The following is a 24440-nucleotide window of genomic DNA, read 5'->3' as shown; positions in this document are numbered from 1 at the left end:
GCTGGGCTGAGGCTACGGCGGTGGCCTGAGGGGGTTGGGCCCGTCGGTCGTCCCCCGCTTCCAGAACGCCCCCGTCAGAGTGGGGCCATGGCTCATCCCTCGGAACCCGGCCAGCTCCCCACCCCACCGGCCCCCGTGCTGGTGTTCGATGGCGGCTGCCTGTTCTGCCGCCACTTCGCCCAGCTCAGCGAACTGCGCAGCGGCATCCCTGGCCTGCAGATCCGCGATGGCCGCGCCGACCACGCCCTGCGGCGCCAGCTGGCCCAGCGCGGTTACGCCCTCACGGATGGTGCCGTGCTGCTGGTGGGTGAGCAGGTGCTGCACGGTGCCGCGGCGATCCAGTGGCTTTGTGCCCAGATGACGCCTTCCGCCGCCCTGCTGCAGCTGCTCGCCCCCCTGCTGGCCACCCCCTCGCGGGCCCGGCGCCTCTACCCGCTGCTGCTGCTCGCCCGCCGCGGCGCCCTGGCCCTGCGCGGGTTGCCGCTGGATCCGGAGGTCACCCCAGCGCCGCCGCCGGCCGGGGCCCATCCATAGGCTGAACGGCCTTTCTCCCCGGCGCCCTGCGTGGACTCCACCAGCCTGAAGGCCCTGTTCACCAAGCCCTACGGCGCTCCGGCCCCGACTGAAGCCCAGTGGCGGGCGGCCTACACCGACGACGTGCACTTCCAGGACCCCACCCAGGAGACGCACGGCCTCGCCGCCTACCTGGCGGCCCAGGAGGGTCTGCTGCGCCGCTGCGACGACGTCTACGTGACCCCCGGGGCCATCGCGATCGACGGCAGCACGGCCTTCGTGGAGTGGGAGATGGGCCTGAAGATCAAGGGCATCGAGTTCATCTACTCCGGCACCACCCGTCTGCTGTTCAACGCTGAAGGCAGGATCGTGGATCACCGCGATTACTTCGATTTCGTGGGGCCCACCTTTGCGCCGGTGCCCGTGCTGGGCGGCTTCGTGCGCTGGCTCTACCGGCGCTTTGTGGGCTGAGCCCGAGGGTCGCGGGCCAGGGTCTGCCTCCAGTGGCGGCGGTGGGCCCCGCTTCGGTAGGGGGGCTCAGTAGGGGAGCGTGAAGCCCGACTGCATGCTCTTCACATCGAGCATCACCCAGGTGAGCCAGATCACCAAGGCGATCACGCCCGACACCGCCGCGAAGCGGCCGGCGATCCGGAGCAGCAGCTCCCCAGGACTGATCTCTTTCACCGTTCGCTCCCGCTCAAGGGTCCACTCTGCTCTGCGGCGTCTCGATCTGTTCGATCCGTGCGGCTGCCTGCCCAGCTGGGACCACCGACGACTGCCCCGTGAGCACCCGCCGCAGCTTCTCGCGGAACCACTGCAGCGGGTGACTCAGGTCGGCATCGTCGAGCAGCCCGCGCTGGCGCAGGCAGCCCTCGTAGCTGCTCAGCACGTCGTTGCGACGGGCCACCTCCCGGGCCACGGTGTCGGCAAATTCAGGCCGGGAGGCCAGCAGGGAGCGGAAGCTGCCGCTGGGAACCACGAACAGGGTGGTGTCCTGGGTGGCGATCATCGTGGTGGGGTAGGGCACCTGCAGCAGCAGCGGCAGTTCACCGAAGAACTCGCCCGCGGCGAAGGTGAACAGGCGCCGGCTCACCCGTTCCGTTTCATGGATGGCGTCCACGGCCCCGCTCAGCACCAGGTGGAAGGCGCGACCCGCCTCGCCCTGGCGAATCAGCACCGTGCCCGCCGGCACGCTGCGGCGGGCACCACTGCCCACCAGCTCCCGCAGACCCCGCGGATCCAGGCCGTTAAAGCAGGGGTGATCGGGCAGGGCCCCGCGCAGCGGCGGCCGGTCGGGTGCCATCGGGGCCTGCTGCTCCGCACTGCGGCCGGGGGAGAGCAGCTGGATCTGCTGCAGGGTCCCGGCCAGGTCGATGCCCCGCTCCCGGAGTCCGTGGTCGATGGCGTAGTTGAGGGAACTGCGCAGGCTGACTCCGGCGTGGATCGCCGAGGTCCACACCCAGAGTTCGAACTGCAGCCCCCGCTCTCCGAGGCCGTGCAGCAGCACCTTCGGCGGTGGATCCGGCAGCACGGTGGGCTCGGCCAGCGCCGCCTCCAGCAGCACCTCGGTCACGGCCAGGGCATCACTGCCATGGGCCACGGTCACCGCCACATCCACCCGCCCATCGCGGGAGAAGTAGCTGAGGTTCTTCACGGGCCCGCTCGTGATCGCCGAATTGGGCACCACGATCTCGGCGCCCTGGAAGGTGCGGATCACGGTGGAGCGGATCGAGATCTCCCGGATGAAGCCGCCGGTGCTGCCGAATTCGATCAGGTCGCCCACCTTGAGCTTGCCCTCCATCAGCAGGGTGAGGCCGCTGCTGAGGTTGCGGGTGAGCTCCTGCAGCCCGAAGCCCACCCCCACCCCCAGGGCCCCGAAGATCACCGCCAGGGCCCCGAAGTCGAGCCCCATCCCCTGGGCCACCACCACGTACCCGAGGGCGGCCAGGGCCAGTGAGGCGAGGGTGGCCAGCGCCTCACGACGCCCCTCAGACAGGGCGAACCAGAGCAGCACCCGGCCGGCCAGCAGGCGCTTGAGCCAGCGTGCCGCCAGGCTCACGGCCAGCAGCAGGAGCAGCACCTCCAGGATCCAGAGCAGCGAGAGGTTCTGGCGGCCCAGGGGAAACAGGGGTGCCGTGAAGAGGCGCTGCAGCTGGTCGACGTTCACATGGGTGGGGTCCGGGGCCTCACGATCCCGTAGGCGCTCTGCGGCCGCCAGGGGCCTGAGCAGAGTCCACCGCAGGGCGGAATCCGGAGCCGCAGCCGTGCAGCACGGCCTCAGGCCAGGGTCATCGACACTCCGAATCTCTCCAGGGTGCGGCGGGCCGCCTGGATCTGGGGGGCGCTGTCGGGGTAGGCCAGACCCGGCGGCGGCGGTGCAGCCCCATCGAGGCCCAGCAGTCGCTCCAGCTGCACCAGCGCTCCTACGGCCGTCAGATGGGTCTGGCCCAGGGGATCGCTGAGCGTGGCACGCACCGACCTGGCTTCACCGGACGGGTCCAGGCCATCAGCGTCGACCACGATCTGATGGCTGGCCCCGGGCCCGGGATGAAAGAGCAGGGCCCGGCGCAGGTCGGTGAAGCGCTCGCCGCTGATCCGCTTCCACAGCCCGGAACGGACGAGCAGCGCCAGGATCCGCGTCGTTGCCGCGCTGTCAAAGCCGATGCGGGCCGCCACGCTGGCCGCGCCCGTCGAGCGGGGCAACAGCAGCTGGTCCGGCGTGTCGAAGCGGTAGACCCTGGCCTCCTGTCCATCCGGAAAGGTGATCCGGCGCGGGTCAGTGAAGGGGAGCACCGTCTGCCGGGCTCCGGCCTGCATCACCTCGAACGGGGTGGCCAGGCGATCCATGTAGGCCGCGGAATTCGGCCCGGCCCTGTCCTGCAGGGCGTAGAGAACGCTGATGGCAATGCTCTCGACCAGCTGGAGTGGTCGCGAGGCCGCCACGGCGGCGACTGAGGCGAGTCCGGCCATCCAGCCCGAGGCCAGCAGAACCGGCGATCGGGGCGCCAGGCCCGCCACGGCCCTGGCGCGCAACCGTGCCGTCCATCGGGTGATGTCCACGATGGGCACCCCGAGGCGGATCGCGTCCTTGAGCAGGTGATCGCCGGGATCGTTCACGGCTCCGACCACGGCCCTGGGGATGGGCTCGCCCAGGGGGTGTGGGCGGGTCACGTCCATCACCGTGGCGGTGGCGTGGCCAAGCCTGGCTGCCACTGCTTCGCCCCTGGATCGCGACCGGCCGGCCAGAACCAGGGGCAATTCGGGATACCTCCGGCGCAGACAGGCGGCGATCTGCTCACCGACGACGCCGTAGCCGCCGGCGATCAGGACGGCCTCCGACTTTGAGGGCACGGGCGCGCCTCCAACAGATACAGACAGTCTGTATCTAAAGCGTCGCCCCGGCCCCGTCAAGATCCATACTGTCTGAATCTCTGGAATTGGAGCCGTGGCCTCGGGCCTGAGCAAGGCGGAGCAGACCCAGCGGACCCGCCGCGCCATCCTGGAGCGCGCGCGTCACCTGTTCGCCGCCCAGGGATACGCGGCCACCGGCACCGAGGAACTCATCCGCGGGCTCGGGGTCACCCGGGGCGCCCTCTACCACCAGTTCCAGGACAAGCAGGCGGTGCTTGCCGCGGTGATCGCCGAGGTGCTCGACGAGATCACGGGCGACATCAGGGCCAGGATTGCCCCGTTGCCCTCCACCTGGGACCGCCTTGTGGTGGGATGCCACGCCTGCCTGGACAGCGCGGCGCGGGAGGATCTGCGCCGGCTGCTGTTCATCGAAGCCCCCGCCTTTCTCTCCGTCGACACCCTGGCGGAGCTCGACAGGCCCGGCTTCAGCCTGCTCCTGCAGGAAATCGAGAAGGCCGTCCAGGACGGCATGCTCCAGACCGTGGATGTGGAGGGCTTCACCTACCAGCTGAGCGGATCCCTGAATGCCCTGGCCTCCTGGGTCGCCAAGACCAACGACCCCGAGCGCCTGCGACGCGCCCATGAACTCCTGGACGCCCACATGGAGCTGCACAGGATCGGAGCCAGCGGCTCGCCACGGCGTGCGGATCTAGAAGGTGGCCATCAACCCGCAGGGCTACACCCCTGAGGATGGGCTGCGGAGGCTGCAGACGCGGGCGGAGCGAACGGGGTCATCACCCTGGTGAATGCCTGTGAACCCAGGGGTCTGAATTGGGCTGAATCTGGTCAACCGCCTGTCAGTCTGTCGGTGCCATTGACAGACCTCAACAGGCCATGGCCCGCTCAGTCGGTGAGATGTTGCACGGGGGCCCGGTGGGCCTGGATGAGGTCGAACGGGTCAGGGAGGTGTTGGTCTTTCACGGGCCAAAATTATGGCCGAATGTGTTGAAGTTTCTCTGCCTGCTGGTGCTGGCCTCGAGCATCGCCACCTACGGCCTGCTGGGGGATTCGCTGGCGGTGGTGATCGGGGCGATGATCGTGGCGCCCCTGATGCTGCCGATCATGGGGCTGGCGTTCAGCGTCAGCATCGGCGATCGCCGGGCCATTGTCAGCACCCTGCTCGTGAGTGTGGCCGGCATCGCAACGGCCGTGGCCGTGGGTTTTCTCCTGGCGCTCCCGATCGCCCAGGTGAAGCAGCCGGAGGCGATCCAGCAGATCATGGTGCGCACCGCACCCCATCTGCTCGACCTGATGGCGGCGTTCGTGACCGGCCTGGCCGGAGCCTTCGCCCTGGCCAGACGGGATGTGTCCGACACCCTGCCCGGCGTTGCGATCGCCGTGTCGCTGGTGCCTCCGCTGGCCAATGCGGGGATCCTGTTCGCCCTGGGTGAACCCGGCCTGGCCTCCGGCAGCCTGCTGTTGTTTGGCACGAACTATGTGGCCATCCTGCTGACGGGCTCCCTTGTGTTTTCACTGATGGGATTCCGGCGGGCGGCCCTCTCCCCGTTCGATCCGCGGGCCCGGCGCCGCTCGCTGGGGATTGCCCTGGTGGCTCTGGTGGTGATCGCGATCCCGCTCTCGCTCACCAGTTACAGCCTGATCATCACCAACAAGGTGGCGGCCCGCACCCAGGCCCTGGCCGCCACGTGGCTGCAGGGCTCGGACTACCGGATCCACGCGGTGGACGCCGAGACGGCGGATGGATCGGTGAACCTGCTGCTGCTGGGCGAGGGGCCCCTGCCGCCGCTCAACACCCTCGAGGAGCGCGCGCGCGGCAGCCTGTTCGGCCGCACGCTGCGGGTGAAGGTGGTCGAATCCCGCACGCTGGAGCTGGCCACGGGAGCCGGCTGAAGCCGGGCCCGGGGCGCTGGAGGATGGGGGCCACCCTGGGTCTGACCGCCATGTCCACGTATCTGGTCACCGGTGCCAGCGGCGGCATCGGTCTGGAGTACTGCCGCCAGCTGCAGGCGCGGGGGGAAACGGTGATCGCCGTCTGCCGCACGGCCTCGCCCGAGCTGGAGGCCCTGGGGGTGCGCCTCGAGGCGGGCGTGGAGCTCACCAGCGAGGCCGCCATCACCCACCTGGTGGAGCGGCTGGATGGGCTGCCGATCGATGGCCTGATCCTCAATGCCGGCATCCTCGAAGCCACGAGCCTGGAGGACCTGGACGTGGAGAGCGTGCGGCGCCAGTTCGAGGTGAACGCCCTGGCGCCGCTGCGGCTCACCCGGGCCCTGCTGGATCAGCTGCCGAGCGGAGCCAAGCTGATCCTGATGACGAGCCGCATGGGCTCGATCGACGACAACGGCTCCGGCGGCTCCTACGGCTACCGGATGTCGAAGGTGGCGCTGAACATGGCGGGCCGATCCCTGGCGATCGACCTGCGGCCCCGCGGCATCGCCGTGGCGATCCTGCACCCTGGCCTGGTGCGCACGCGCATGATCAGCTTCAACCCGCAGGGGATCAGCCCGGAGGAGGCGGTACGGGGGCTGTTGGCCCGCATCGACGCGCTCACGCTGGAGAGCTCCGGCACCTTCTGGCATGCCAACGGCGAGGTGCTGCCCTGGTAGGCAGCCTTCGCCCGCCGCGGCCCCCAGGCGTGCTCTCAGCTTCTTCACGTTCCGTTACGAGGCTTGCCAGAGTGTCTGCACTGACGACTCGGCCATGGCCATTCCCCTGCCCCTGGAGATCCTGGCGGGCATCTGCGCCTCCACGCTCACCATTGGCCTGCTGAGGGGCGAGGCCGCCCCGGCGCCGGCTGCCGCGTCGGCCGCGGAGCCGTGGGCTTCCGGGGCCGCCTGGCGCCTGCCGGCCGGCCTGCGGCAGGGCCTGCGCGGCTACCTCCTGGGCCAGGGCCGGCTGCAGAGCCTGGGCCTGCTGCTGCTGCGGCTGGCCATCGGCGTGATGATGATCCACCACGGCCAGGACAAGCTCGCCGATCCCCAGGGCTTCGCTACCAACTACGTGGCGGCGCTGCACCTGCCCTTCCCGCTGCTGATGGCCTACGCGGCGGGCTACGCGGAAATCCTGGGCTCCTGGCTGCTGATCTTCGGCCTGTTCACACCGCTGGGGGCCCTGGCGCTGAGCGGCACGATGGCGGTGGCGGGCTACCACCACATCCTCACCAGCGGGCTCAACATCTACGTGCTGGAGCTGGTGGTGCTCTATCTGGGCGGCAGTGTCGGCCTGCTGCTGCTGGGGCCCGGGCGCTACTCCTTTGATGCGGGCATTGCCCGCGAACTTCTGGGGGATGAACTGCGGCAGCAGGAGGGCGCTGAGAGCACTGCCGCGAGCATGGGCCTGACGCCTTCCCTGCGCGCTACGCCCGGGGCAGGCTGAGCCCCGGCGCCGCCTCCAGCTGCGCCACCCCGCGCCGGTGGATCTCGCTGGCGTAGTCGGTCCAGGTGCCCTGGCCCCAGTAGCGGAAGCAGCTGGTTTCCAGCAGCAGCAGCTGCAGCAGGGCCCGCTGGTAGGGCTCGCTGCGGGTCACCGCGGGGTCGGCGGCCACCAGGGGGTCGAAGCGCTGGTGAAAGGCGGCGCTGAGGCCGATCATCGGCTCGAGCACGTTGGCGTAGCCCTCCACCCAGCTGAGGTTGTTGGTCCAGGAGGCGCCGGCCATCGAGAAGCCGGGGTCGTGGGCCTGGAGCTCGGCGATCGCGGCCCGCACTGCTTCAGGTGTGGCGGGGCGGTCCAGCTGTTGCCAGAGCCTGTGCTGCTGCACGGCCTGAATCCGGGGAAAGTCGGCAGCATCCACCCCTGCGGCCTCCAGCAGCTCCAGATACTCCGTTCCATTCATGGCCACCGTGCCGGTGCGGCCACCAGCCTCGGCGGCGATGCGCCGGTGGGCCTGGATGAAGGCCTGGGGGAATTCGTTCATCATCACGCCGCCGTTCTCGCCATCGGCGATCTGGGACACGAGGGCCGGAATGGTGGTGCCACCCAGCGCCACCCGGTTCAGTCCCAGGGCTTCGTAATACGGCTGCATCTGCCCCACCAGCTTCGTGTCGGAGCCCTGGGTTTTGATCAGGGCGGTGATGCTCACCGTTTCACCCCTGGTGTTGCGCGCCACCAGCTGATTGGGGATGTAGCGCTGCTCGTGGCCCAGGGCGGAGCCATCGAGGTTCTCCACGCTGTGTTCCTGCACCAGCAGCCAGCGGTAGCCGCACTCCCGCAGGGCCTTCACGAATTCGTAGAGCGTGTCGGGGTGGTTGGGCAGGGCCATCTCCGGCGGGGAGAAGCCCTTCACCCGCTGCAGGGCCTCAGGCCCGAACAGGGCCTCGAAATGGTGCTGCCAGGCCAGGATCTGCAGCTTCAGATCGGGGATCGGCGTGGAGGGGGCCACGGCATGGCTCCAGAAGGTGCCGAGCCACTCCACATGGGGTTGCAGCGCCGGATCACAGGCCAGCTGCTGCAGCGCCTCCACAATGTCGCGGCGACCCATCTGCTCGACGCCCCAGAGCAGATTGCCGGAGTAATCCAGCATGATCCGCGGGTTGCAGCCCTCGGCGATCAGCTGGGGCAGGAGGTCGGCCAGGCGCCGATAGCACTGGGCGAAGGCTTCGGCGTTGTGGTTATCGCCCTCGCCTGGGTGCTCCACCATGTATTGGAGATGGGAGATCAGTTCCCCCTGGGCCCCGGCGGGGATCGTGGGCTGATGCATGTGCAGCGCGCAGGCAAAGCCGGAGCGGATCTGGGCCAGATCGAGGGCGGTTTCCGGCAGCACCAGCGGCTCATTCTGCTGCACCAGGGCCAGGATCTCGGCTTCGCGGCCGGCGATCGGTGGCAGGGCGTGGGGACTCATCAGCGTGGCTCCGGGGCTTGCGCCTGAACCTGCATCATCGAGAGCTCCGTCCAGGCGCGCAGCACTTCCGCGACAGACCAGGCCTGGGCGATGCAGCCGCGGGGCGCATGGGGCGGATCGCCATCGAAGATCTCGCTGACGCTGCCGAGCCCGGCGGCGGCCAGGTGATCGCCGATGGCCTCCAGCCACTGCAACGCCGGCTGGGGCGATCCCTGCACGCGGGCCTGGGCCAGGGCCCAGGGCCCGAGCCACCAGCCCCACACCGTGCCCTGGTGGTAGGCCTGATCCCGCGCCACGGGCCCGCCGCCGTAGTGGCCCACGTAGCGCGGATCCCGCAGATCGAGGCTGCGCAGCCCCATTGGCGTGAGCAGCCGCTGGCCGCAGATCTCCAGCAGCTGGCGGGCCTGCTGCGCACTGAGCAGCTGATCCGTGAGCGCCACCGCCAGCAGCTGATTGGGCCGCACGGCGGCTTCATGGTTGCCGCCTGGGCCATCGAGCACGTCGAAGCAGCAGCCCGTCTGCGGGTTCCAGAAGCGCTGAAAGCCCACGCGCGCCTGCTCGGCCAGCGCCGCGTAGGGCTCGGCGGCTTCCCCGCACAGCGGCGCGAAGCGGGCCAGGCAGCGCAGGGCGCAGTACCAGAGAACGTTCACTTCCACCGGCTTGCCGCGGCGGGGCGTGATCACCTCGCCGTTCACCTTGGCGTCCATCCAGGTGAGCTGCAGCCCCTCGGCGCCGGCGCTGAGCAGGCCATCGACCGGATCGCGGCGGATGCCGTGGCGGGTACCGCGGCAATGGGCTTCCACGATCTGCCGCAGGTGCGGGAACAGTTCGCGGATCAGGGCTGTGTCGCCGGTGGCCTCGTGGTAGCGACGCAGCGCCTCGACGTACCAGAGGGTGGCGTCAACGGTGTTGTAGTCGTGCTCGCCCAGGGGCTCGCCGCCTTCGGGGAAGCGGTTGGGCAGCATGCCGGCGCTGAGGTGAGCGGCGTAGGTGCGCAGGATCCGGGCGGCGATGGCGGGGCGGCCGGTGGCCAGGGTGAGGCCGCTGAGGCTGATCATCGTGTCGCGCCCCCAGTCGCCGAACCAGGGGTAGCCCGCCAGCAGCGTCTGGCCCGCCTCCCCCTCGCCCGCGCCGGTGCGGGCCACCACGAACTGATCGGCGGCCTGCACCAGCTGCCGCACCCAGGCGGGGGCGCGGTCCGCCAGGTGCGGTTGGGCCGCCTGCCACTGCTGCAGCAGCGCGTCGTCGTGGCGGCAGCGTTCCTGCAGGCTGCGCTCCCCATCCAGGGGCGGAGCGGCCTCGGTGCTGGCCACCAGGGTGAAGGTGGGGGCCTCGCTGCTCAGCGCCACCGTGATCCGGCAGGCCCGCAGCGGGCGGTCGTGGCTGGGGAGGCCCCGCTCCCGCTCGGCGCTGAGTGCCACCTCGCCCCAATCGCCTGGGGCGGCCAGCTCGGTGCGACCCCGATCGCTGAGCACCACGAAGGGCGGCACGCCGGCCACGTCGGGCCGGAGCTGCACGCCCCGGGGCACGGCCCGCAGGTCGATCGTCGGCTCTTGGCTGTAGCCGTGGTGGGAGCGGGCGTGCACCAGCACGGCGATCTGCAGCTCCAGCGGCCGGCTGGCCTGCAGCAGGCGGTAGTGCACGGTGGTGGTGTGGGCGCCGGGCTGCATCCAGAGGCGTTTCTCCAGCAGGGCATCGCCGATGGCGTAGCGCCAGCAGGGCACGCTGCCCTCCAGGGTGAAGGCCACCATCGAGCGTTGGTTGAGCGCCGGGCCCTCCTCCAGGCCGGCCACCAGCAGGGTGCGGGTGCAGGGGTCGGCCGGGGCGCCCAGGGCCGCCACCAGCAGGCCGTGGTAGCTGCGGGTGCGCGGGCCGGCCACGGTGCCGCTGCCGTAGCTGCCCAGGCCGTTGCTGATCAGCCACTCGCGCTGCCCGGCGGCGACCGGATCAGCGCAGAGGTCGCTGCCGAAGCGGATGGCCATGGCGCTGCCCTTCCGGCCGGCGGGTGTGATTCGGTCTAACGCGCGGTGGGGGCGGCGACCGTGCCTCGATCCACCGGGTGCAGAAAGTCGATCAAGCCGCGCATGACCACCGCCGGATCGTCGACCAGTGCCATGGGACGTCCCTCGGGGCCATGGAGATGACGCGCCTTCGGCAGGGCCTCTGCCATGGCTGCCATCACGACGGGATCCATGGGGTGCGGGATCAGCAGCCCCTTGAGCTGTTGCTGGTGCAGCAGTGCATACTCCATCGCCAGGATTCCGCCCCAGGAGTGGCCGAGCAGCACGACATTGCTCGCATCCAGGCCAAGGGCCTGGCGAACCTGTTCCACCTCCTGCACAAACCGGTTGATCTCCCAGAGATCCTCGTGATCAGGCTGGCTGCTGGGATGCGAGCCCAGCTGGTCGTAGAACTACAGCTCGATGCCCGCTTCAGGCAGGCAGCGGTCGAACACTTCGAAAGTCTCGTGGCTGCAGCCTGGCCCGCCATGGAGCAGCAACAGCTTGATGCCTGCACTCGCGCCGCTGCGCCGCGTCCAGACCTGAAACATGCCGGGGCCGTGGACCTGCACCGGTAGGGGGTCAAGAGCCTGGGACGAAGGTGGCCAGAGACAAACAGTCACGCATGGCAAGGGTGAGTGCATCGCCGCTAGCGTCAGCAGGCAAAACTGCCTCTGGCCGGTGGCCTATATCCTCACGCATTTCTGGCCAGGGGCAACGGAAGAGCAGTACTGGGCTGAAGTCGCTGCTGTGCATCCCGAAGGTGGCCTGCCTGAGGGCCAGATCTATCACAAAGCTGGGAACACAGAGGGTGGTGTGCGCATCATTGCCATCTGGGAATCCAAGGAGTCCAGTGATCGCTTCGTTGCCGAAGTGCTCATGCCCCATGTCCCTGAAGCTGGCGGCTTCTCTGGTCGTCCAGAAGAGCGAGCTGCCGAAGCCTTCAATTTGCTGAGCCAATAGTTCGCTAGTCCCAGTTTTCGTGGTCAGGCCATCCCCGGGGTGTCGAGCCCGGCCAGGCGCCCCTTGTGCTGCAGGGCCAGGACCAGCCTGAGCAGCGCCTGGCGACGATCACCAGCCGCTTCGGTTCGCTCGAGGCAAAGCAGAGCCAGTTCCACCAGGCCCCGCCTGAACGGCTGAGCGCGGCCTACGGCTCCGCCTTGAGGAAGCGGCCGGCCAGGCGCACGGCCAGCACCACCGCCGCGAGGCCGTAGGTGGTGAAGGTGACCGCCTGGCCCGCCGTGCCGGCGTCGTAGGCGCCGCGGGTCAGCAGCACCGTGTCGGCCAGGGAGGCGGCGGTGCCCCAGAGCAGCACCCACACGCTCACGTAGAGGACGCCTTTGAGGGTGGGGTTCATGGGCTGCCTGCAGCGGGCCGTGGGGCCGACCCTACCCAGAAGCACTGCCCCCAGCGCCAGCGCCGCTGCGGATCCGGCAGGCTGACCGTCTCCCTGTGGCCGGTCTCGATCGATGGTTTCTCGCTTCCTGATCGGGCGCCTGCTGCGGCCCCTGCTCGCCTGTTGCGCGGCGCTGCTGCTGTTGGCGAGCGCCGCACCGGCCTGGGCGGAGTTTGCGCTGCCGCCGCTGCCCTATGCCGCCGATGCCCTGGAGCCGGCGATCGATGCCACCACGATGACGATCCACCACGACCGCCATCACGGCGCCTACGTGGCCAACCTCAACGCCCAGATCCCGGCCAACCCGGCCCTGGCCAGCCTCAGCCTGGAGGATCTGCAGGGCCGGATCGCCAGCTTTCCCGAGGCAGTGCGCAACAACGGCGGCGGCCACTGGAACCACAGCCAGTTCTGGGCCGTGATGGCGCCGAAGGGCCAGGGCGGGGCGCCGTCCGAGGAGCTGCTGGCGGCGATCACCGGGCGCTTCGGTTCGCTGGAGGCGATGCAGAAGCAGTTCAACCAGGCCGCCGCCGGGCGCTTCGGCTCGGGCTGGGCCTGGCTGATCCGCAAACCCGACGGCAGCCTCGCCATCACCAGCACCGCCAACCAGGACAACCCGCTGATGAACCTGCCGGGCCTGGAGCGGGGTACGCCGCTGCTGGGCCTGGACGTGTGGGAGCACGCCTATTACCTCCACTACCAGAATCGCCGGCCCGACTACATCCAGGCCTGGTGGGATCTGGTGAACTGGCCCGAGGTGAACCGCCGCTACGGCGAGGCGGCGGCGGCGCCCTCCACCACGCCCGACCGCCTGTGAGGCTCCTGCGCCTGGTTGCCCTGCTGGCCCTGCCGGCGGGAGTGTTGGCGCCACTGCCCCCTGGCCTGGCGATGCCTCCCCCCGCGGCCCGCGAGGCCGGCGGGGATGCGGCGTTGCTGCGCCAGAGCCAGGCGCGGGTGCAACCCTTCCTGGCGGAGCTGGAAAGCCTGGTGGCGATCGACAGCGGCAGCGGCCAGCGGCAGGGGCTGGAGCGGATGGCCGCCCACCTGGAGCAGCGGCTGCTGCGGCTCGGGGCGCGGGTGGAACGCCATCCGGCCCAGCCCAGCGCCGGCGAGATCCTGGTGGGCCATCTGTCGGGCCGCGGAGATCGGGCCATCCTGTTGATGGTGCACACCGACACGGTGTTTCCCACGGGGGAGGCGCGCCGCCGGCCCTTCCGGATCGCGGCGGGGCGGGCCCGCGGGCCGGGTGTGGCGGATGCCAAGGGCGGGGTGGTGATGATCCTGCAGGCCCTGGAGCTGCTGCGGGCACGCCACGGCCGCAACCACGCCCCGATCACGGTGCTGTTCAATCCGGATGAGGAGGTCGGCTCCCCCGGATCGGCCCGGCTGATCGCCGGGCTGGCCCGGCGGCATGCGGTGGTGCTCTCGTTCGAGCCGAGCCCGCAGAACGGCGTGATCGACAGCACCAAGGGCATCGCCTTGCTCAACCTCAAGGTGCAGGGCCGCTCGGCCCATGCCGGCGCCGATCCCGACAGCGGCCGCAACGCAGCGGTGGAGCTGGCCCATCAGGTCCTGGCCCTGCAGACCCTGGGGGATCCGGCCCGGGGCACCACGGTGAACTGGACGGTGCTGCGCAGCGGCGAGCGCCCCAACGTGATTCCCGCCGAGGCCAGCGCCACCGCCGACATGCGCTACACCGATCCACCCGAACTGGAGCGGGTGCGGGAGCAGGTGCAGCGCACCATTGGCCGCCCCCACATCCCGGGCACCACCACCACGCTCGCGCTTACGCCGCGGCGACCGTCCTTCCCCCGCAATCCGGCCTCCGAAGCGCTGGTGCGCCAGGCCGAAGCGATCTTCCGCGAGCTGCAGTTGCCGCTGCCGGCCATCGCGATGGGGTTCGGCACCGATGCCGGCCATGCCTTCCAGCCCGGCAGCTCCAGCCCCGCCGTGCTGGAGGGCCTGGGCGTAGTGGGCGGCGGCCTGCACAGCCCCGAGGAGTGGATGGATCTCGGCAGCTTGCCGGCGCGCCTCTATCTGGTGGTGCGGCTGCTGGAGACGCTGTCTGCTCTGCCACCGCCGACCACGCCCTCCCCGGCCGCCACGCCCGGCGGCCACGGCTGATACACACGGCTGGCATAGGCACGCGGAACGGGGGTATTGTTCGTGGGTGATCAGGTCGTTTCGCTGCCGCGACACGCGAGCTCTCTTTGAGGGCAGGTCCGTCGGGCGGTTTGGCAGCTTTGCCAGGGTTGCCTACCGCAAGCTGGCCATCCTCGATGCCGCAGGTTGCCTCAACGATCTGCTGATCCCGCCAGGCAATCGTCTGGAGCAGCTTCGGGGAGACCGGCATGGCCAGCACAGCATCCGCATCAACGACCAGTTCCGCCTCTGCTTCGTTTGGTCTGAAGCCGGCGCCGATGAGGTCGAAATTGTTGACTACCACTGAGCTGGTGCCTCCCGGAGAGGTGCTGCTGGAGGAGTTCCTGCGTCCGATGGGCGTGAGCCAATACCGTCTCTCCCTGGCGCTGGGTGTGCCGGAGAGCCGGATCAACGCCATCGTGAAGGGCCGTCGATCGATCACGGCCGACACGGATCTGCGCCTGTGCCGGTTTTTCGGGCTCAGTGAGGGTTTCTGGCTGCGGATGCAGGCCACTCACGACCTCAAAGTGGCGCGTTTGAATCTTGGCGAGGCCTTGCAGGCGATTCAGCCCCTGAGCCACGGCTGACGCCCCACGCCGCAGCGCCCCTGCACCGGCGCGCCAGCCAGCGATGGCGCCCGGCTCGCCAGGATGGTGCCCTCCGCGTCAGGGCCCTGCCCAGGCCGCGCCAACCCGAGGGACCCGTGACGACAGCCCCGACGACAGCCGTGACGCCCGACGTGACGCCAGACGTGACGCCCGACGTGAAAGCAGACGCGCCGACAGCCGCGTCCACCACCGTGCCGATCGCCAGCTTCGCGGCGTTTGCCCAGCGGGCCCATTACTCCCTGCTGGATTCCCTCCATCCGGATCCGCAGGCCAGCGCGGATGGCCACGACCACCGGCCGCGCCCGGTGTTCTCCGGGCACTACGTGCCGGTGACGCCCACGCCGCTTCCAGCGCCGGAGTATGTGGCGCACAGCAGCCGCCTTTTCAGCGAGCTGGGCCTGAGCGAGGCCCTGGCCCACGACGGGGCCTTCACCCGGCTGTTCTCCGGCGACATCACGGTGGCGCAGGAGCCGATGCGTCCGTTCGGCTGGGCCACCGGCTATGCCCTCTCGATCTACGGCACCGAATACATCCAGCAGTGTCCGTTCGGCACGGGCAACGGCTACGGCGATGGCCGGGCCATCTCCGTGTTCGAAGGGGTGTTCAACGGCCGGCGCTGGGAACTGCAACTCAAAGGCGGCGGCCCCACGCCCTACTGCCGCGGCGCCGATGGCCGCGCCGTGCTGCGCTCCAGCGTGCGCGAATTCCTGGCCCAGGAGTTGATGCACGCCCTGGGGGTGCCCACCTCCCGCTCGCTCACGCTCTACATGTCGCGGGCGGAAACGGTGCGCCGGCCCTGGTATTCGCCCGACTCCCGCTCGTTCGATCCCGACGTGATGGTCGACAACCCGGCGGCGATCACCACCCGGGTGGCGCCGTCGTTCCTGCGGGTGGGCCAGCTGGAGCTGTTCGCCCGCCGCGCCCGCAGCCAGGCCCATCCGGAGGCGCTGAACGAGCTGCGGGTGATCGTGGCGCACCTGATCGAGCGGAACTACCGGCCGGAGATCGATCCGAGCCTGGGGTTCAGCGAGCAGGTGCTGGAGCTGGCGGCGTTGTTTCGCGGGCGACTCACCGCCCTGGTGGCGAACTGGATCCGCGTGGGCTATTGCCAGGGCAATTTCAACAGCGACAACTGCGCCGCCGGCGGCTACACCCTCGACTACGGCCCCTTCGGCTTCTGCGAACTGTTCGATCCGCGCTTCCAGCCCTGGACCGGCGGCGGCGAGCACTTCTGCTTCTTCAACCAACCGGCGGCGGCGGAAGCCAACTACCAGATGTTCTGGTCCGCCCTGCGGCCGCTGCTCGAAGACAACAGCGAGGCCCTGGCGCGGCTGGATGCGATCCACGACGGCTTTGCAGGCGCGATGCAGCAGGAGATCGAGGCGATGTGGGCCCGCAAGCTCGGTCTGAGCCGCTACGACGCCGCGCTGGTGAACGAGCTGCTGCAGCTGCTGGTGGAGTCCCGGGCCGACTACACGATCGTCTTCCGCCGGCTCTCGGCCCTGGCCGGCGACCCTGGCGCCGGTCTGCCCGAGCAGGTCGCCACCCTGGCGGAGAGCTTCTACCTGCCGATCAGCGCCGAGCTGGAGGCGCGCTGGAGCCCGTGGTTGCAGCGCTGGCGGGATCAGCTCACGGCCAACGGCGACCTGAGCGAGACCTCCGCCGCGATGCAACGCGTGAATCCGGCCATCACCTGGCGCGAATGGCTGATCGCCCCCGCCTACGAGCAGGCGGCGCTGGGTGATTTCAGCCTGGTCAGGGAGCTGCAGGAGGTGTTCCGCCATCCCTACGACGAACTGTCACCGGAGCTGGCAGCCATGTACGACCGCCTGAAGCCGAGGGAGTTCTTCAACGCCGGGGGGGTGTCGCACTACAGCTGTTCGTCCTGACGGCCGTTGGTCGTGATGGCCGCTCAGGGCACCACGCGGCGGAAGCCGTAGCCGAGGTAGTCGAAGCCGCTCATCCTGCCGGCGGCATCGCGGCGGAACGGCACCTGCACCGGTGAGGAGAGCACCCCGGGCCAGCGCAACGCGAAGGTCTCGCCGTTCCAGGGGGTCAGCGGGGCGCGGTAGCGGGCCGGTCCCGCCTGCACTTCAAGGGCGCCGTCGCGTTCGGCCACGGTCCAGGTGCCCCACAGGTCGTTGCGGTAGGTGCCGGTGTAGGCCGCCAGGGGCCGGGCCGGTGGCTTGGCGTCGGCGGGCCTGGGCTCGGCGGCCAGCAGCAGACGCTCGATGTCCTGGGCCTTGGCGCGGATCGCCGGCTGCAGGTCGGCCTCGCCGGGGCGGCCGAAGGCCTGCTGCAGCAGGGCCGCCCGCACCGCCTCCGGCAGGGCCGTGAGGTTGCGGTTGGCCAGGATCGCCACGGCGAAGCGCTTCTGAGGCACCACCACCAGCAGGGTGCGCACGCCATCGAGGGCGCCGCCCTTCTCCAGCACCTTCAGGCCGTTGTAGTGGTACACCCCCCAGCCGGGGGAGTAGTCGAAGCCGGAGTGGGCATCGATGGGGGGGAACTCGGCGAAGCCCGGCTCCTCGGCGATCACCGGCTCGAACATCGCCTTCACGGCCGCTTCCGAGAGCACGCGCCGGCCGTCGATCTCGCCGCCGCGGGCCAGCAGGGTGATGAAGCGGCCCAGGTCAGTGGCGTTGCTGGCGAAGCCGCCCGCGGCGATGAACAGGGCGCTGAGGTTGGGGGGCACCACCTGCAGGCGCCCGTTCACCACGGCATGGGAGCGGCTGATGTCGGTGAGTGCGTCGGGGTTGCTGCCGTCACCGATCAGGCGGCTAGCCACGCCCGTTCGGGTCATGGCCAGGGGCTCGACGATCAGGGAGCGGGTGAGTTCCGGGAAGGGCTGGCCGCCGGCCTGGGCCGCCAGCTCACCGGCGAGGAAGAAGCCGATGTTGGAGTAGGCGGGACGGTCGCGGAAGGAGGTGGCGGGCTCCACGTAGCGGATCCGGCGCAGCACGTCGGCGTCGCCGTAGCCGAGGTGATCGAACAGGTCGCCGAAGAAGGCGGGAAAGCCGGCGCGGTGGCTGAGCAGATCCCGGGCGTTCACCCACTGGCCGGCGTAGGCGTCCTGGAGGCGGAAGCCCGGCAGCAGCGACACCATCGGCTGCTCCCAGCCCAGCTTCTTACGATCCACCAGGGCGGCCACCGTGGCGGCGGTGAAGGTCTTCGACACGCTGGCCAGCTGGAACACCGTGTCCGCGGTGGTGGGGGCGCCGCTGGCCAGATCGCGCACCCCGAAGCCCTCCACCAGCGTCAGCCGGCCGTCCTGCACCAGGGCGATGGCGGCACCGGGCACGGCGTATTCGGCCAGGGCCCAGCGGCTGATGCGCCGCGCGGCGGCCGCATCCACCCCCGTGCCTGGGGCGTAGCCGGGCAGCCCCGCCGGCGGGAGGCTCGCCGCCATCAGCAGCGGCGCCAGGGCCAGCAGCCCTGCCGTGTGGGGTCTGGTGAGCGTTCTGGGCGCCATGGGGTAGGGAGGGGCTGGGGTGTGGCCTCAGCGGCTGTCCGGTGTTGATGGCCGCTGGGCCTGGGTGGTGTCCTGGATGGTGAGGCGGCGGCTCTCGAGGATCTGGCCGATCTCGCGGGCGAAGCTGGGCTGGCGATCGATCATCTGGTTCACCACTGTGGCCGAGATCTTCATCACTTCCAGGTCGTTGCTGGCGGCGATCGTCACGGCGCTGGGTTCACCGGAGAAGAGGCTCATCTCGCCGAAGAACTCGCCGCTTCGGAGCGACAGCAGTTCGAGCTCTTCACCGGATCCATCACGCCGTGACATCAGGGCCTGGCCAGCCACGATGATGTAGAGATCATGGCCCAGCTGGCCCTGGCGGATCACCTTCTCCCCGGCGGCGAAATGCTGGAGCGCGATGCCGGAGGAGGCCGGCGTGAGGCTGCTCTCTTCGCGATTGATCGGCACGTAGGAGGGGATTGCCTGCAGGCTTTCGCTGAACTTCTTGGCGAGCCCCTTCTGCTGGCTGGTGGGCCCGTGGAAGTTGTAGACCGTGCGGATCGGGAAGGGGATGGAGAGGTTGTTGCGTTTGGCGGCATACCACACGCGCGTCATGAAGCGTTCGCGGATCTGCTCAATCTCGCCATAGTCGCGGATGAAGAACTTCACTTCATACGACACGGCTGATTCGTCGTAGTCGAGGGTGAAGACATCGGGTTCCGGATCCAGCAGGATGCCCTTGGTTTCCAACGCCGTGCTCTTGAGCACCTGGCGGGCGAGGTTGGGGGGATCGTTGTAGGAAAAGCCGATGCGGATGCGTTCGGCGTGGATCGGCGTGGGCTTGGTGAAGTTGCGGATCACCTCGCTGCTGATCAGCTTGTGGGGGATCACCACCATCTCCTGCTCCAGGGTGAGCAGGCGCACGGCACGCCAGTTGATGTCGATCACCTGGCCCACCACCCCGCCGACCTCCAGCCAGTCGCCCACCGTGAAGGGCCGCTCGAACAGCAGGGCGATGCCCGACATCACGCTGCCGAGGGTGTCCTGCAGGGCCAGGCCGATCACGATCGAACTGACCCCCAGGGCGGTGACCAGGCCCGCCAGATCGGCATTCCAGACGGTGGCCAGCACGAAGGCGGTGCCGAGCAGGATCAGGAACAGGCGGGCCAGATCGATCAGCAGCTTGGGCACCCGCGAGCGCCAGGTGTCGGCTTCGGCCTGCTCGAACAGGATCACGTTGAGCAGGGAGAGGGCGGCGTGGATCACGCACACCCAGAACACCGTCTCGATGGTCTTGAACAGGCTGCTGGCGGGATCCACCTGGAGCAGGTGCTGCAGGAAGAGCAGCAGCACGAGCATCGGCAGCAGCACGTCCCGCAGGAGGCGCACCGTGGCGGCGATGGCGCGGCCGCGTCGCCTGAGGCGATGGATCAGCTCGCCCAGCAGGATCGTGAGCAGGGGGAAGCCGATGGTGAGGCCGATCCCCCAGATCCAGAGCGGCACAGGGGTGCTCATGGATTCGCCAGGCTCTCGCCGGCGGAGGCCACGGCGGCACCGCTGAGCCGCCAGGCCTCACGGGCCGGCTGGGGCTCGCCGCCGGTGGTGGTGCGCTCGAAGGGGTAGAGGTCTTCGAGGCGGTGATGCACCACCTCGGAGACGAGCACGCCGCCGGAGGGACAGGCCTGGCTGAGGGCGTGGGCCTGCTTCACGGTCTCACCCCAGACGTCGTACACGACCCGGCTCTTGCCGACGATGCCGGCCACGATGTCGCCGGAGTGGATCCCGATCTGGATGCCCAGCTGGAAGCCGCGCTCGAGGTTGAAGCGCCGCAGGATGCCGAGCATCTCGATGGCGAAGTCGAGCGCCCGCTTGTCGTGGTCGAGATAGGGCACCGAGAGGCCGCACACCGCCAGATAGCTGTCGCCGATCGTCTTCACCTTCTCCAGGCCGAACCGGGCGGCCAGATCATCGAAGGACGCCACCAGATCGTTGAGCACCGCCAGCGATTCATGGGCACTGAGGCTGGAGACGAGCCTGGAGAACCCCTTGAGATCGGCGAACAGCACCGCCACGTTGGTGACGTCCTCGGCGATCTGGGTCTCCCCCCGCTGCAGCCGCCGGGCGATGGCGGCGGGGAAGACGCTGAACAGCAGTTTCTCGTTCTCGCGGTTCTTCTGATCCACCAGGGCCGTCTGGGTCTGGAGGCTGTGCACCACCGCATTGAAGGACTGGCCCAGTTCGCCGAACTCATCGCCGGAGTTGAGGGCGGGAATGCTGGTGAGTTCGCCGGAGGAGACCCGGCGGGCACTGTCGATCAGCTGCTGCACCGGTCTGACGAACAGGTGGGCCAGCGCCATGGCCAGCACGGTCACCAGCAGGATCAGCAGGGTCACCGTGATCAGGATCTGGCGCTGGAAGGCGTGGATCGGGGCGTAGGCCTCCGCCAGGTCCATCTGGGCCAGGATCACCCAGTCGAAGCCCTGGATCTGCAGCGGCGCGTAGGAACTGAGCACCGGCACGCCGCGGTAGTCGACCACCTGGCGGGTGCCGCTGCCACCGGCGATGGCGCTGGTCACGGCGGGGGTGGAGACCGGCTGCTGCAGGATCGTGGTGCCGTACTGGCGCAGCCGGTTGATGGACTCCTCCTTGAACCCGCGGGATTGGAGCTGGGCCAGATAGGCCCTGGGGTTCTGCAGGTAGAAGCGCGAGGCCGAGCGCATGAGCCTGTCGTGGCCCACCAGGATCGTCTCGCCGGATTGCCCCAGGCCGTCCTGCTGCCAGTCCTGGTTGCCGGTCATCACGTTGTTGATCTCGTCGACGGGCATCTGGAAGGCGAGCACGCCCACCAGCCGGGAGCCGTCGTAGATGGGGGCGGCGATGAAGGAGGCGGGGGTGCCGTAGGAGGGGGCGTAGGCGGCGAAGTCGACCAGCTGGGTGAAGCCCTTTTCCCGGGCGCTGATCACCTGCCGCACCAGCTGGGCGAGATTGGTGTCCCTGTAGGGGCCGGTGAAGAGGTTGGTGGCGTAGTCGGTCTCCTTGAATACGGTGTAGACGATCTGTCCCTTGGGATTGAGCAGGAACATGTCGTAGTAGCCGAACCTGGCCACGATGTTGCGAAAGATCGGGTGATAGCGGCCATGCACCTGCGAATAGGTGCTGCCGTCGTTGGCGGCCACGAGCTGCTGTTTCTTGCCGACGGGATTGGGATTGGCGGCGATGTAGTTGTACTGGAGATGGCGGGTGGCCCGTTCTACGGGCAGATAGGCCGCCAGATTGGGGGTGCCGGCATGGATCCGGTCGAGTCGCGGCAGGAACTGCCGGCGGTAGTAGGTCTCAACGGCCGGGCCTGCGGCGGCCGGTTCAGGGACCGTGTTCAGCTGTTGATAGGCCGCGTCGAACTGCTGGACGGCAGCGACGATCGACAGGTCTTCACTGAGTGTCTGGGTGTGATTCTGGATGTTGCGGAAATAGGATTCGATCTGATAGGCCTTCGAGGCCCGCACGCTGGTGAGCTGATTGAAGACCCGATTGGTGAGATTGATCTGGCCGCTGCGATAACCCAGGGCGGCCGAGAACAGCGTGGAGAAGCCGCTCACCAGCAGAAGCATCAGGATCAGCTTCGATTTGATGCTCAGCCGATTCACCGAACCCCTGGAGAGGCGCTGCATCCACACCAGAAGTTGGACCATCAAAAGGCCTCAGATAACCCTAGTCGGCCGATTGCACTTGGTTGTAGTGATTGTTACCCTTCCTCCACGGCCCCCATCGAGGCCGCCGTCAGGACGGAGGCCATCGGATGGAACCCTGCCGGCAGCCACATCGCCGGGATTTCCCGCTCCAGCCGCCAGCAAGTTGCCTGCGGTCGCTCCCCCTCGTGGCTCTTGTACCGCGCAAACCCCAGGCCCACGATCGGTTCGGTGACCGTGCCCTGCCGGCGCTGCTCTGGCTCTCCCAGTGGAACAGGGAGGGGCCGAGGGCCAGGTCGCGGGCGCGGGTGGAGGGGGCGAAGAGGGCTTCGCTCTAGTGCCTCCGGCACGCTGGCCTGCGGCCAGGTAGGCGCAGGGTGATGAACAGCAGGTCGCTGGCGCTGCTCTGGTGCCAGAGCACGCCTTCGCGGTGGATCCAGGGGGCGTCGGCGGTGAGCACGCCATAGCCGCAGGCTTCTGCGCAGCAGTGGGCGGCTTCGATCTCGGCGCGGCTGTCGCGACCGTGCACGCGCACCGGGATGGGCAGGGTCCAGGGCAGCCGGTGCAGTTCGGCTCGCCCTCGGCCATCACAGCAGCTGGCGGAACTGCTCAGGAGTCAGACCTGCATCCCGGGCGATGGCGCCCATGGCGATGGCGTTGATCGGGTCGTGGCGCGGAATCACGAGACGCGTGGTGCCCCATTGCTCATGATCAGGTGGCCGGATTCCCGCACGACGCGATAGCCGAGCTTCTGGAACACCCGCACGGCCTGCTTCTGGCTGATCCCCGGCAGCCGGGGCATTAGAGCGCCAGTTCGAGCGTTTCCACGCTCTTCACGCCAGCCTCCTCGGCCTCCACCTCAAGCCAGAGGGCGATGGCCTCACGGATGTTTGCCAGGGCCTCATCGCGGCTCTCCCCCTGGGAATGGCACCCGGGCAGATCCAGACAGCTCACGGCCCAGCCTTCATCCGTTTCCAGGAGACGAATGCGATAGCTCATGGTGTGGCCAAGCCCTTTTGAGGAAGTCTGGCGGGCCTCAAACCGCCAACGCCAGGGATGGCGAGGAACAGCTGGTGTGCCACACAACAGCCGTGCAGCCACGCCGCCGGGATCTCCCGCTCCAGCCGCCAGCGGATCGCCATCGGCCGCTCGCCTTCGTGGCTCTCGTACCGCGGAAACCCCAGGCACACGAACGGCTCGGTCACCGTGCCCTGCTTGCGCTGCTCCCGCACAAACAACAGCACCCGTGAGCCGCTCGCCTCGTGATGGATGGTGCGCTGCCCGGTGGCGGAGGCGGCGGTGGTGGTGCTCTGGCTCTCCCAGCGGAACAGGGAGGGCCCGAGGGCCAGGTCGCGGTTGCGGGTGGAGGGGGAGAAGAGGGCTTCGCTTTTGTGCAGGATGATCAACAGCAGATCCGGGGCGCTGGGCTGGTGAGCGAGAACGCCTTCGCGTTGGTTGGCGGCTCCGCAGACCTGCATGAACAGGCTGCCCGTCAGGACAGAACAGCCTTCAGCTGAAGGATCAGCTGCGGCAATTCCACCTGCACCACGTCCCACACCACATCAAGATCGACCCCCAGGTAGGCGTGGATGAGTTGATTGCGCATCGCGATGATCTCTCGCCAGGGGATCTCGGGATGAGCATGCCTCACTTCCTCTGGGATGCGCGTGGCAGCTTCGCCGATCTGCTCGATGTTGCGAAGAACGGCGTCCTGCAACAGTTGATTCGTCTCGAACTGCGCACGGTTCAGATCTGCGCAGTAGCTCACGGCGCGATGGGCAAAGCGATCAATATCCTGTGCATGGAGGCGCCAATCGCGTTTCGGATTGCCGTCAGAGGGTGATGGCATCCGCCTCCACCGCAGGCCTGAACTCCTGCCGGAGTGCCTGTTCCGTCACCAGATCGACAGGTTGTTGGAGAAGGTCTTCCAGGAACAGCTGAAGGCCATAGAAGCGTCTGGCCGTGGCCAGGCCGTCGAAGGCCACCAGCAGATCCACATCGCTCCCGGGACTTGCCGTGCCGCGGGCCCAGGAGCCGAAGATCCGCAGGCTGCGCACGCCGAAACGCTCACTCCAGACGGGCGCGTGCAGGCGCAACCGGTTGATCAACGTTTCGGAACTGACCTCCATGGCCGGCAGTGAGCTCTTAGGCGTGGCCTGGGATGACGCTAAACCGCCAACGCCAGGGATGGCGAGGAACATCCTGGCAGCCACGCCGCCGGGATCTCCCGCTTCAACCGCCAGCGGATCGCCATCGGCCGCTCGCCTTCGTCGCTCTCGTAGCGCCAAGCCCAGAGATGCCGAGGGTCCGGTCGAGGGTGCGGGTGGAGGTCAGGGCCGCCTAAAAGTCTGTCCACGGTGTCATCCGCGCCCCTGTCAGCATCGGTTTAGGTCGGTGGGTCTCACCGCTGGCGATGCCCGACATCTCTTCCGCCG

At 68.9% G+C, this 24440-nt stretch carries 28 protein-coding genes and 2 pseudogenes; 13 read left to right on the top strand and 17 right to left on the bottom strand.

The window, feature by feature from the left end:
* Positions 1-87 precede the first annotated feature (87 nt).
* Positions 88-534: a DCC1-like thiol-disulfide oxidoreductase family protein gene (locus CJZ98_RS08255; RefSeq protein WP_094590255.1), complete on the top strand. Its 447-nt coding sequence runs from the start codon at positions 88-90 to the stop codon at positions 532-534.
* A 30-nt stretch (positions 535-564) separates the two neighbouring features.
* A complete protein-coding gene (locus CJZ98_RS08250) occupies positions 565-984 on the top strand; it encodes a nuclear transport factor 2 family protein (RefSeq protein WP_094590253.1) in 420 nt (139 codons plus the stop codon).
* Positions 985-1050: 66 nt separating this feature from the next.
* Here the strand turns inward: CJZ98_RS08250 and CJZ98_RS18780 are convergent, their stop codons facing one another.
* The 3 genes from CJZ98_RS18780 to CJZ98_RS08240 form a co-directional block, all read right to left on the bottom strand.
* The gene (locus tag CJZ98_RS18780) at positions 1051-1197 is read right to left on the bottom strand and encodes a hypothetical protein (RefSeq protein WP_198537599.1); all 147 of its coding nucleotides are present in this window, start codon (positions 1195-1197) and stop codon (positions 1051-1053) included.
* A gap of 13 nt (positions 1198-1210) precedes the next feature.
* Positions 1211-2680: a mechanosensitive ion channel domain-containing protein gene (locus tag CJZ98_RS08245; RefSeq protein WP_094590251.1), complete on the bottom strand. Its 1470-nt coding sequence runs from the start codon at positions 2678-2680 to the stop codon at positions 1211-1213.
* A gap of 110 nt (positions 2681-2790) precedes the next feature.
* Entirely contained in the window at positions 2791-3864 is a 1074-nt protein-coding gene (locus tag CJZ98_RS08240) for a saccharopine dehydrogenase family protein (protein WP_094590249.1), read from the bottom strand.
* Positions 3865-3958: 94 nt separating this feature from the next.
* On the opposite strand from CJZ98_RS08240, the gene CJZ98_RS08235 reads away from it, so the two are divergent.
* The 4 genes from CJZ98_RS08235 to CJZ98_RS08220 all read left to right on the top strand — a co-directional run bounded on the left by CJZ98_RS08235 (position 3959) and on the right by CJZ98_RS08220 (position 7260).
* Positions 3959-4612 (top strand): TetR/AcrR family transcriptional regulator, encoded by a 654-nt coding sequence (locus CJZ98_RS08235; RefSeq protein WP_094590247.1) that lies wholly within the window; start codon positions 3959-3961, stop codon positions 4610-4612.
* A 257-nt stretch (positions 4613-4869) separates the two neighbouring features.
* Entirely contained in the window at positions 4870-5775 is a 906-nt protein-coding gene (locus CJZ98_RS08230) for a DUF389 domain-containing protein (protein WP_198537597.1), read from the top strand.
* A 50-nt stretch (positions 5776-5825) separates the two neighbouring features.
* Entirely contained in the window at positions 5826-6491 is a 666-nt protein-coding gene (locus CJZ98_RS08225) for an SDR family oxidoreductase (RefSeq protein WP_094590312.1), read from the top strand.
* Between the two features lie 94 nt (positions 6492-6585).
* Positions 6586-7260, top strand: coding sequence for a DoxX family protein (locus tag CJZ98_RS08220; RefSeq protein ID WP_094590243.1), 675 nt, complete (start codon positions 6586-6588; stop codon positions 7258-7260).
* Here the strand turns inward: CJZ98_RS08220 and CJZ98_RS08215 are convergent.
* The 3 genes from CJZ98_RS08215 to CJZ98_RS18775 are packed head-to-tail and all read right to left on the bottom strand — an operon-like array spanning position 7241 to position 11075.
* Positions 7241-8722 (bottom strand): polysaccharide deacetylase family protein, encoded by a 1482-nt coding sequence (locus CJZ98_RS08215; RefSeq protein ID WP_094590241.1) that lies wholly within the window; start codon positions 8720-8722, stop codon positions 7241-7243. The two genes, CJZ98_RS08220 and CJZ98_RS08215, sit on opposite strands and share 20 nt — an antisense overlap.
* Positions 8722-10704, bottom strand: coding sequence for an amylo-alpha-1,6-glucosidase (locus tag CJZ98_RS08210; RefSeq protein WP_094590239.1), 1983 nt, complete (start codon positions 10702-10704; stop codon positions 8722-8724). Before CJZ98_RS08210 ends, CJZ98_RS08215 begins: the two co-directional genes overlap by 1 nt.
* 35 nt (positions 10705-10739) lie before the next feature.
* Positions 10740-11075, bottom strand: a complete 336-nt coding sequence (locus CJZ98_RS18775; protein WP_232756341.1) for an alpha/beta fold hydrolase — start codon at positions 11073-11075, stop codon at positions 10740-10742.
* Here CJZ98_RS18775 and CJZ98_RS18770 point away from each other — a divergent pair.
* Positions 10995-11300, top strand: a complete 306-nt coding sequence (locus CJZ98_RS18770; protein ID WP_198537612.1) for a hypothetical protein — start codon at positions 10995-10997, stop codon at positions 11298-11300. The two genes, CJZ98_RS18775 and CJZ98_RS18770, sit on opposite strands and share 81 nt — an antisense overlap.
* A 103-nt stretch (positions 11301-11403) precedes the next feature.
* The gene (locus CJZ98_RS08200; protein WP_094590237.1) at positions 11404-11685 is read left to right on the top strand and encodes a hypothetical protein; all 282 of its coding nucleotides are present in this window, start codon (positions 11404-11406) and stop codon (positions 11683-11685) included.
* 23 nt (positions 11686-11708) lie between these two features.
* On the opposite strand, the gene CJZ98_RS19345 is transcribed toward CJZ98_RS08200, so the two are convergent.
* Together CJZ98_RS19345 and CJZ98_RS08195 are read right to left on the bottom strand one after the other, a co-directional pair.
* On the bottom strand, positions 11709-11840 hold the full coding sequence (locus CJZ98_RS19345; RefSeq protein ID WP_255082348.1) for a hypothetical protein: 132 nt from the start codon (positions 11838-11840) through the stop codon (positions 11709-11711).
* Between the two features lie 29 nt (positions 11841-11869).
* Positions 11870-12079: a hypothetical protein gene (locus tag CJZ98_RS08195; RefSeq protein ID WP_094590232.1), complete on the bottom strand. Its 210-nt coding sequence runs from the start codon at positions 12077-12079 to the stop codon at positions 11870-11872.
* A gap of 112 nt (positions 12080-12191) precedes the next feature.
* Between CJZ98_RS08195 and CJZ98_RS08190 the strand changes: the two genes are divergently transcribed.
* From CJZ98_RS08190 to CJZ98_RS08170, 5 genes are all read left to right on the top strand, one after another.
* On the top strand, positions 12192-12932 hold the full coding sequence (locus CJZ98_RS08190; RefSeq protein ID WP_094590230.1) for a superoxide dismutase: 741 nt from the start codon (positions 12192-12194) through the stop codon (positions 12930-12932).
* Positions 12929-14239 (top strand): glutamate carboxypeptidase, encoded by a 1311-nt coding sequence (locus tag CJZ98_RS08185; protein ID WP_198537593.1) that lies wholly within the window; start codon positions 12929-12931, stop codon positions 14237-14239. The genes CJZ98_RS08190 and CJZ98_RS08185 overlap by 4 nt, the downstream gene beginning before the upstream one ends.
* Before the next feature lie 46 nt (positions 14240-14285).
* A complete protein-coding gene (locus tag CJZ98_RS08180) occupies positions 14286-14564 on the top strand; it encodes a type II toxin-antitoxin system RelE/ParE family toxin (protein ID WP_094590228.1) in 279 nt (92 codons plus the stop codon).
* Complete coding sequence (locus CJZ98_RS08175; RefSeq protein ID WP_232756334.1) at positions 14467-14844, top strand: HigA family addiction module antitoxin; 378 nt, start codon at positions 14467-14469, stop codon at positions 14842-14844. Before CJZ98_RS08180 ends, CJZ98_RS08175 begins: the two co-directional genes overlap by 98 nt.
* Before the next feature lie 176 nt (positions 14845-15020).
* Positions 15021-16754 (top strand): protein adenylyltransferase SelO, encoded by a 1734-nt coding sequence (locus tag CJZ98_RS08170; RefSeq protein ID WP_198537608.1) that lies wholly within the window; start codon positions 15021-15023, stop codon positions 16752-16754.
* A 23-nt stretch (positions 16755-16777) separates the two neighbouring features.
* On the opposite strand, the gene CJZ98_RS08165 is transcribed toward CJZ98_RS08170, so the two are convergent.
* The 9 genes and pseudogenes from CJZ98_RS08165 to CJZ98_RS08120 form a co-directional block, all read right to left on the bottom strand.
* Entirely contained in the window at positions 16778-18337 is a 1560-nt protein-coding gene (locus CJZ98_RS08165; RefSeq protein WP_094590224.1) for a serine hydrolase, read from the bottom strand.
* A 27-nt stretch (positions 18338-18364) separates the two neighbouring features.
* A complete protein-coding gene (locus CJZ98_RS08160; RefSeq protein WP_094590222.1) occupies positions 18365-19834 on the bottom strand; it encodes a mechanosensitive ion channel family protein in 1470 nt (489 codons plus the stop codon).
* Entirely contained in the window at positions 19831-22008 is a 2178-nt protein-coding gene (locus tag CJZ98_RS08155) for an adenylate/guanylate cyclase domain-containing protein (RefSeq protein ID WP_232756333.1), read from the bottom strand. The genes CJZ98_RS08160 and CJZ98_RS08155 overlap by 4 nt, the downstream gene beginning before the upstream one ends.
* 53 nt (positions 22009-22061) lie before the next feature.
* Positions 22062-22573 (bottom strand): annotated as a pseudogene (locus CJZ98_RS19340) (hypothetical protein); the annotation flags it as partial.
* A gap of 111 nt (positions 22574-22684) precedes the next feature.
* On the bottom strand, positions 22685-22807 hold the full coding sequence (locus CJZ98_RS19335; RefSeq protein ID WP_255082350.1) for a type II toxin-antitoxin system HicA family toxin: 123 nt from the start codon (positions 22805-22807) through the stop codon (positions 22685-22687).
* Complete coding sequence (locus tag CJZ98_RS08135) at positions 22807-23004, bottom strand: type II toxin-antitoxin system HicB family antitoxin (protein WP_087067900.1); 198 nt, start codon at positions 23002-23004, stop codon at positions 22807-22809. The genes CJZ98_RS19335 and CJZ98_RS08135 overlap by 1 nt, the downstream gene beginning before the upstream one ends.
* Before the next feature lie 77 nt (positions 23005-23081).
* Positions 23082-23456, bottom strand: a pseudogene (locus tag CJZ98_RS08130) (DUF3427 domain-containing protein); the annotation flags it as partial.
* Positions 23457-23497: 41 nt separating this feature from the next.
* Positions 23498-23854, bottom strand: a complete 357-nt coding sequence (locus CJZ98_RS08125) for a HepT-like ribonuclease domain-containing protein (RefSeq protein ID WP_094590216.1) — start codon at positions 23852-23854, stop codon at positions 23498-23500.
* On the bottom strand, positions 23838-24134 hold the full coding sequence (locus tag CJZ98_RS08120) for a nucleotidyltransferase family protein (protein ID WP_094590214.1): 297 nt from the start codon (positions 24132-24134) through the stop codon (positions 23838-23840). Before CJZ98_RS08120 ends, CJZ98_RS08125 begins: the two co-directional genes overlap by 17 nt.
* Positions 24135-24440: the final 306 nt, after the last annotated feature.

It is taken from the genome of Vulcanococcus limneticus LL, from assembly GCF_002252705.1.
Taxonomy (GTDB): domain Bacteria; phylum Cyanobacteriota; class Cyanobacteriia; order PCC-6307; family Cyanobiaceae; genus Vulcanococcus; species Vulcanococcus limneticus.
Note: the sequence above shows the minus strand (reverse complement) of the source record. Positions and strands in the feature narration are given on the sequence as shown.

Coding starts and splice junctions, on each gene's coding strand:
- CJZ98_RS08255 (WP_094590255.1), top strand. CDS start 88: ATGGCTCATCCCTCGGAACCCGGCCAGCTCCCCACCCCACCGGCCCCC.
- CJZ98_RS08225 (WP_094590312.1), top strand. CDS start 5,826: ATGTCCACGTATCTGGTCACCGGTGCCAGCGGCGGCATCGGTCTGGAG.
- CJZ98_RS08220 (WP_094590243.1), top strand. CDS start 6,586: ATGGCCATTCCCCTGCCCCTGGAGATCCTGGCGGGCATCTGCGCCTCC.
- CJZ98_RS08215 (WP_094590241.1), bottom strand. CDS start 8,722: ATGAGTCCCCACGCCCTGCCACCGATCGCCGGCCGCGAAGCCGAGATC.
- CJZ98_RS08210 (WP_094590239.1), bottom strand. CDS start 10,704: ATGGCCATCCGCTTCGGCAGCGACCTCTGCGCTGATCCGGTCGCCGCC.
- CJZ98_RS08195 (WP_094590232.1), bottom strand. CDS start 12,079: ATGAACCCCACCCTCAAAGGCGTCCTCTACGTGAGCGTGTGGGTGCTG.
- CJZ98_RS08190 (WP_094590230.1), top strand. CDS start 12,192: ATGGTTTCTCGCTTCCTGATCGGGCGCCTGCTGCGGCCCCTGCTCGCC.
- CJZ98_RS08175 (WP_232756334.1), top strand. CDS start 14,467: ATGGCCAGCACAGCATCCGCATCAACGACCAGTTCCGCCTCTGCTTCG.
- CJZ98_RS08165 (WP_094590224.1), bottom strand. CDS start 18,337: ATGGCGCCCAGAACGCTCACCAGACCCCACACGGCAGGGCTGCTGGCC.
- CJZ98_RS08160 (WP_094590222.1), bottom strand. CDS start 19,834: ATGAGCACCCCTGTGCCGCTCTGGATCTGGGGGATCGGCCTCACCATC.
- CJZ98_RS08155 (WP_232756333.1), bottom strand. CDS start 22,008: ATGGTCCAACTTCTGGTGTGGATGCAGCGCCTCTCCAGGGGTTCGGTG.
- CJZ98_RS19335 (WP_255082350.1), bottom strand. CDS start 22,807: ATGCCCCGGCTGCCGGGGATCAGCCAGAAGCAGGCCGTGCGGGTGTTC.
- CJZ98_RS08135 (WP_087067900.1), bottom strand. CDS start 23,004: ATGAGCTATCGCATTCGTCTCCTGGAAACGGATGAAGGCTGGGCCGTG.
- CJZ98_RS08125 (WP_094590216.1), bottom strand. CDS start 23,854: ATGCCATCACCCTCTGACGGCAATCCGAAACGCGATTGGCGCCTCCAT.
- CJZ98_RS08120 (WP_094590214.1), bottom strand. CDS start 24,134: ATGGAGGTCAGTTCCGAAACGTTGATCAACCGGTTGCGCCTGCACGCG.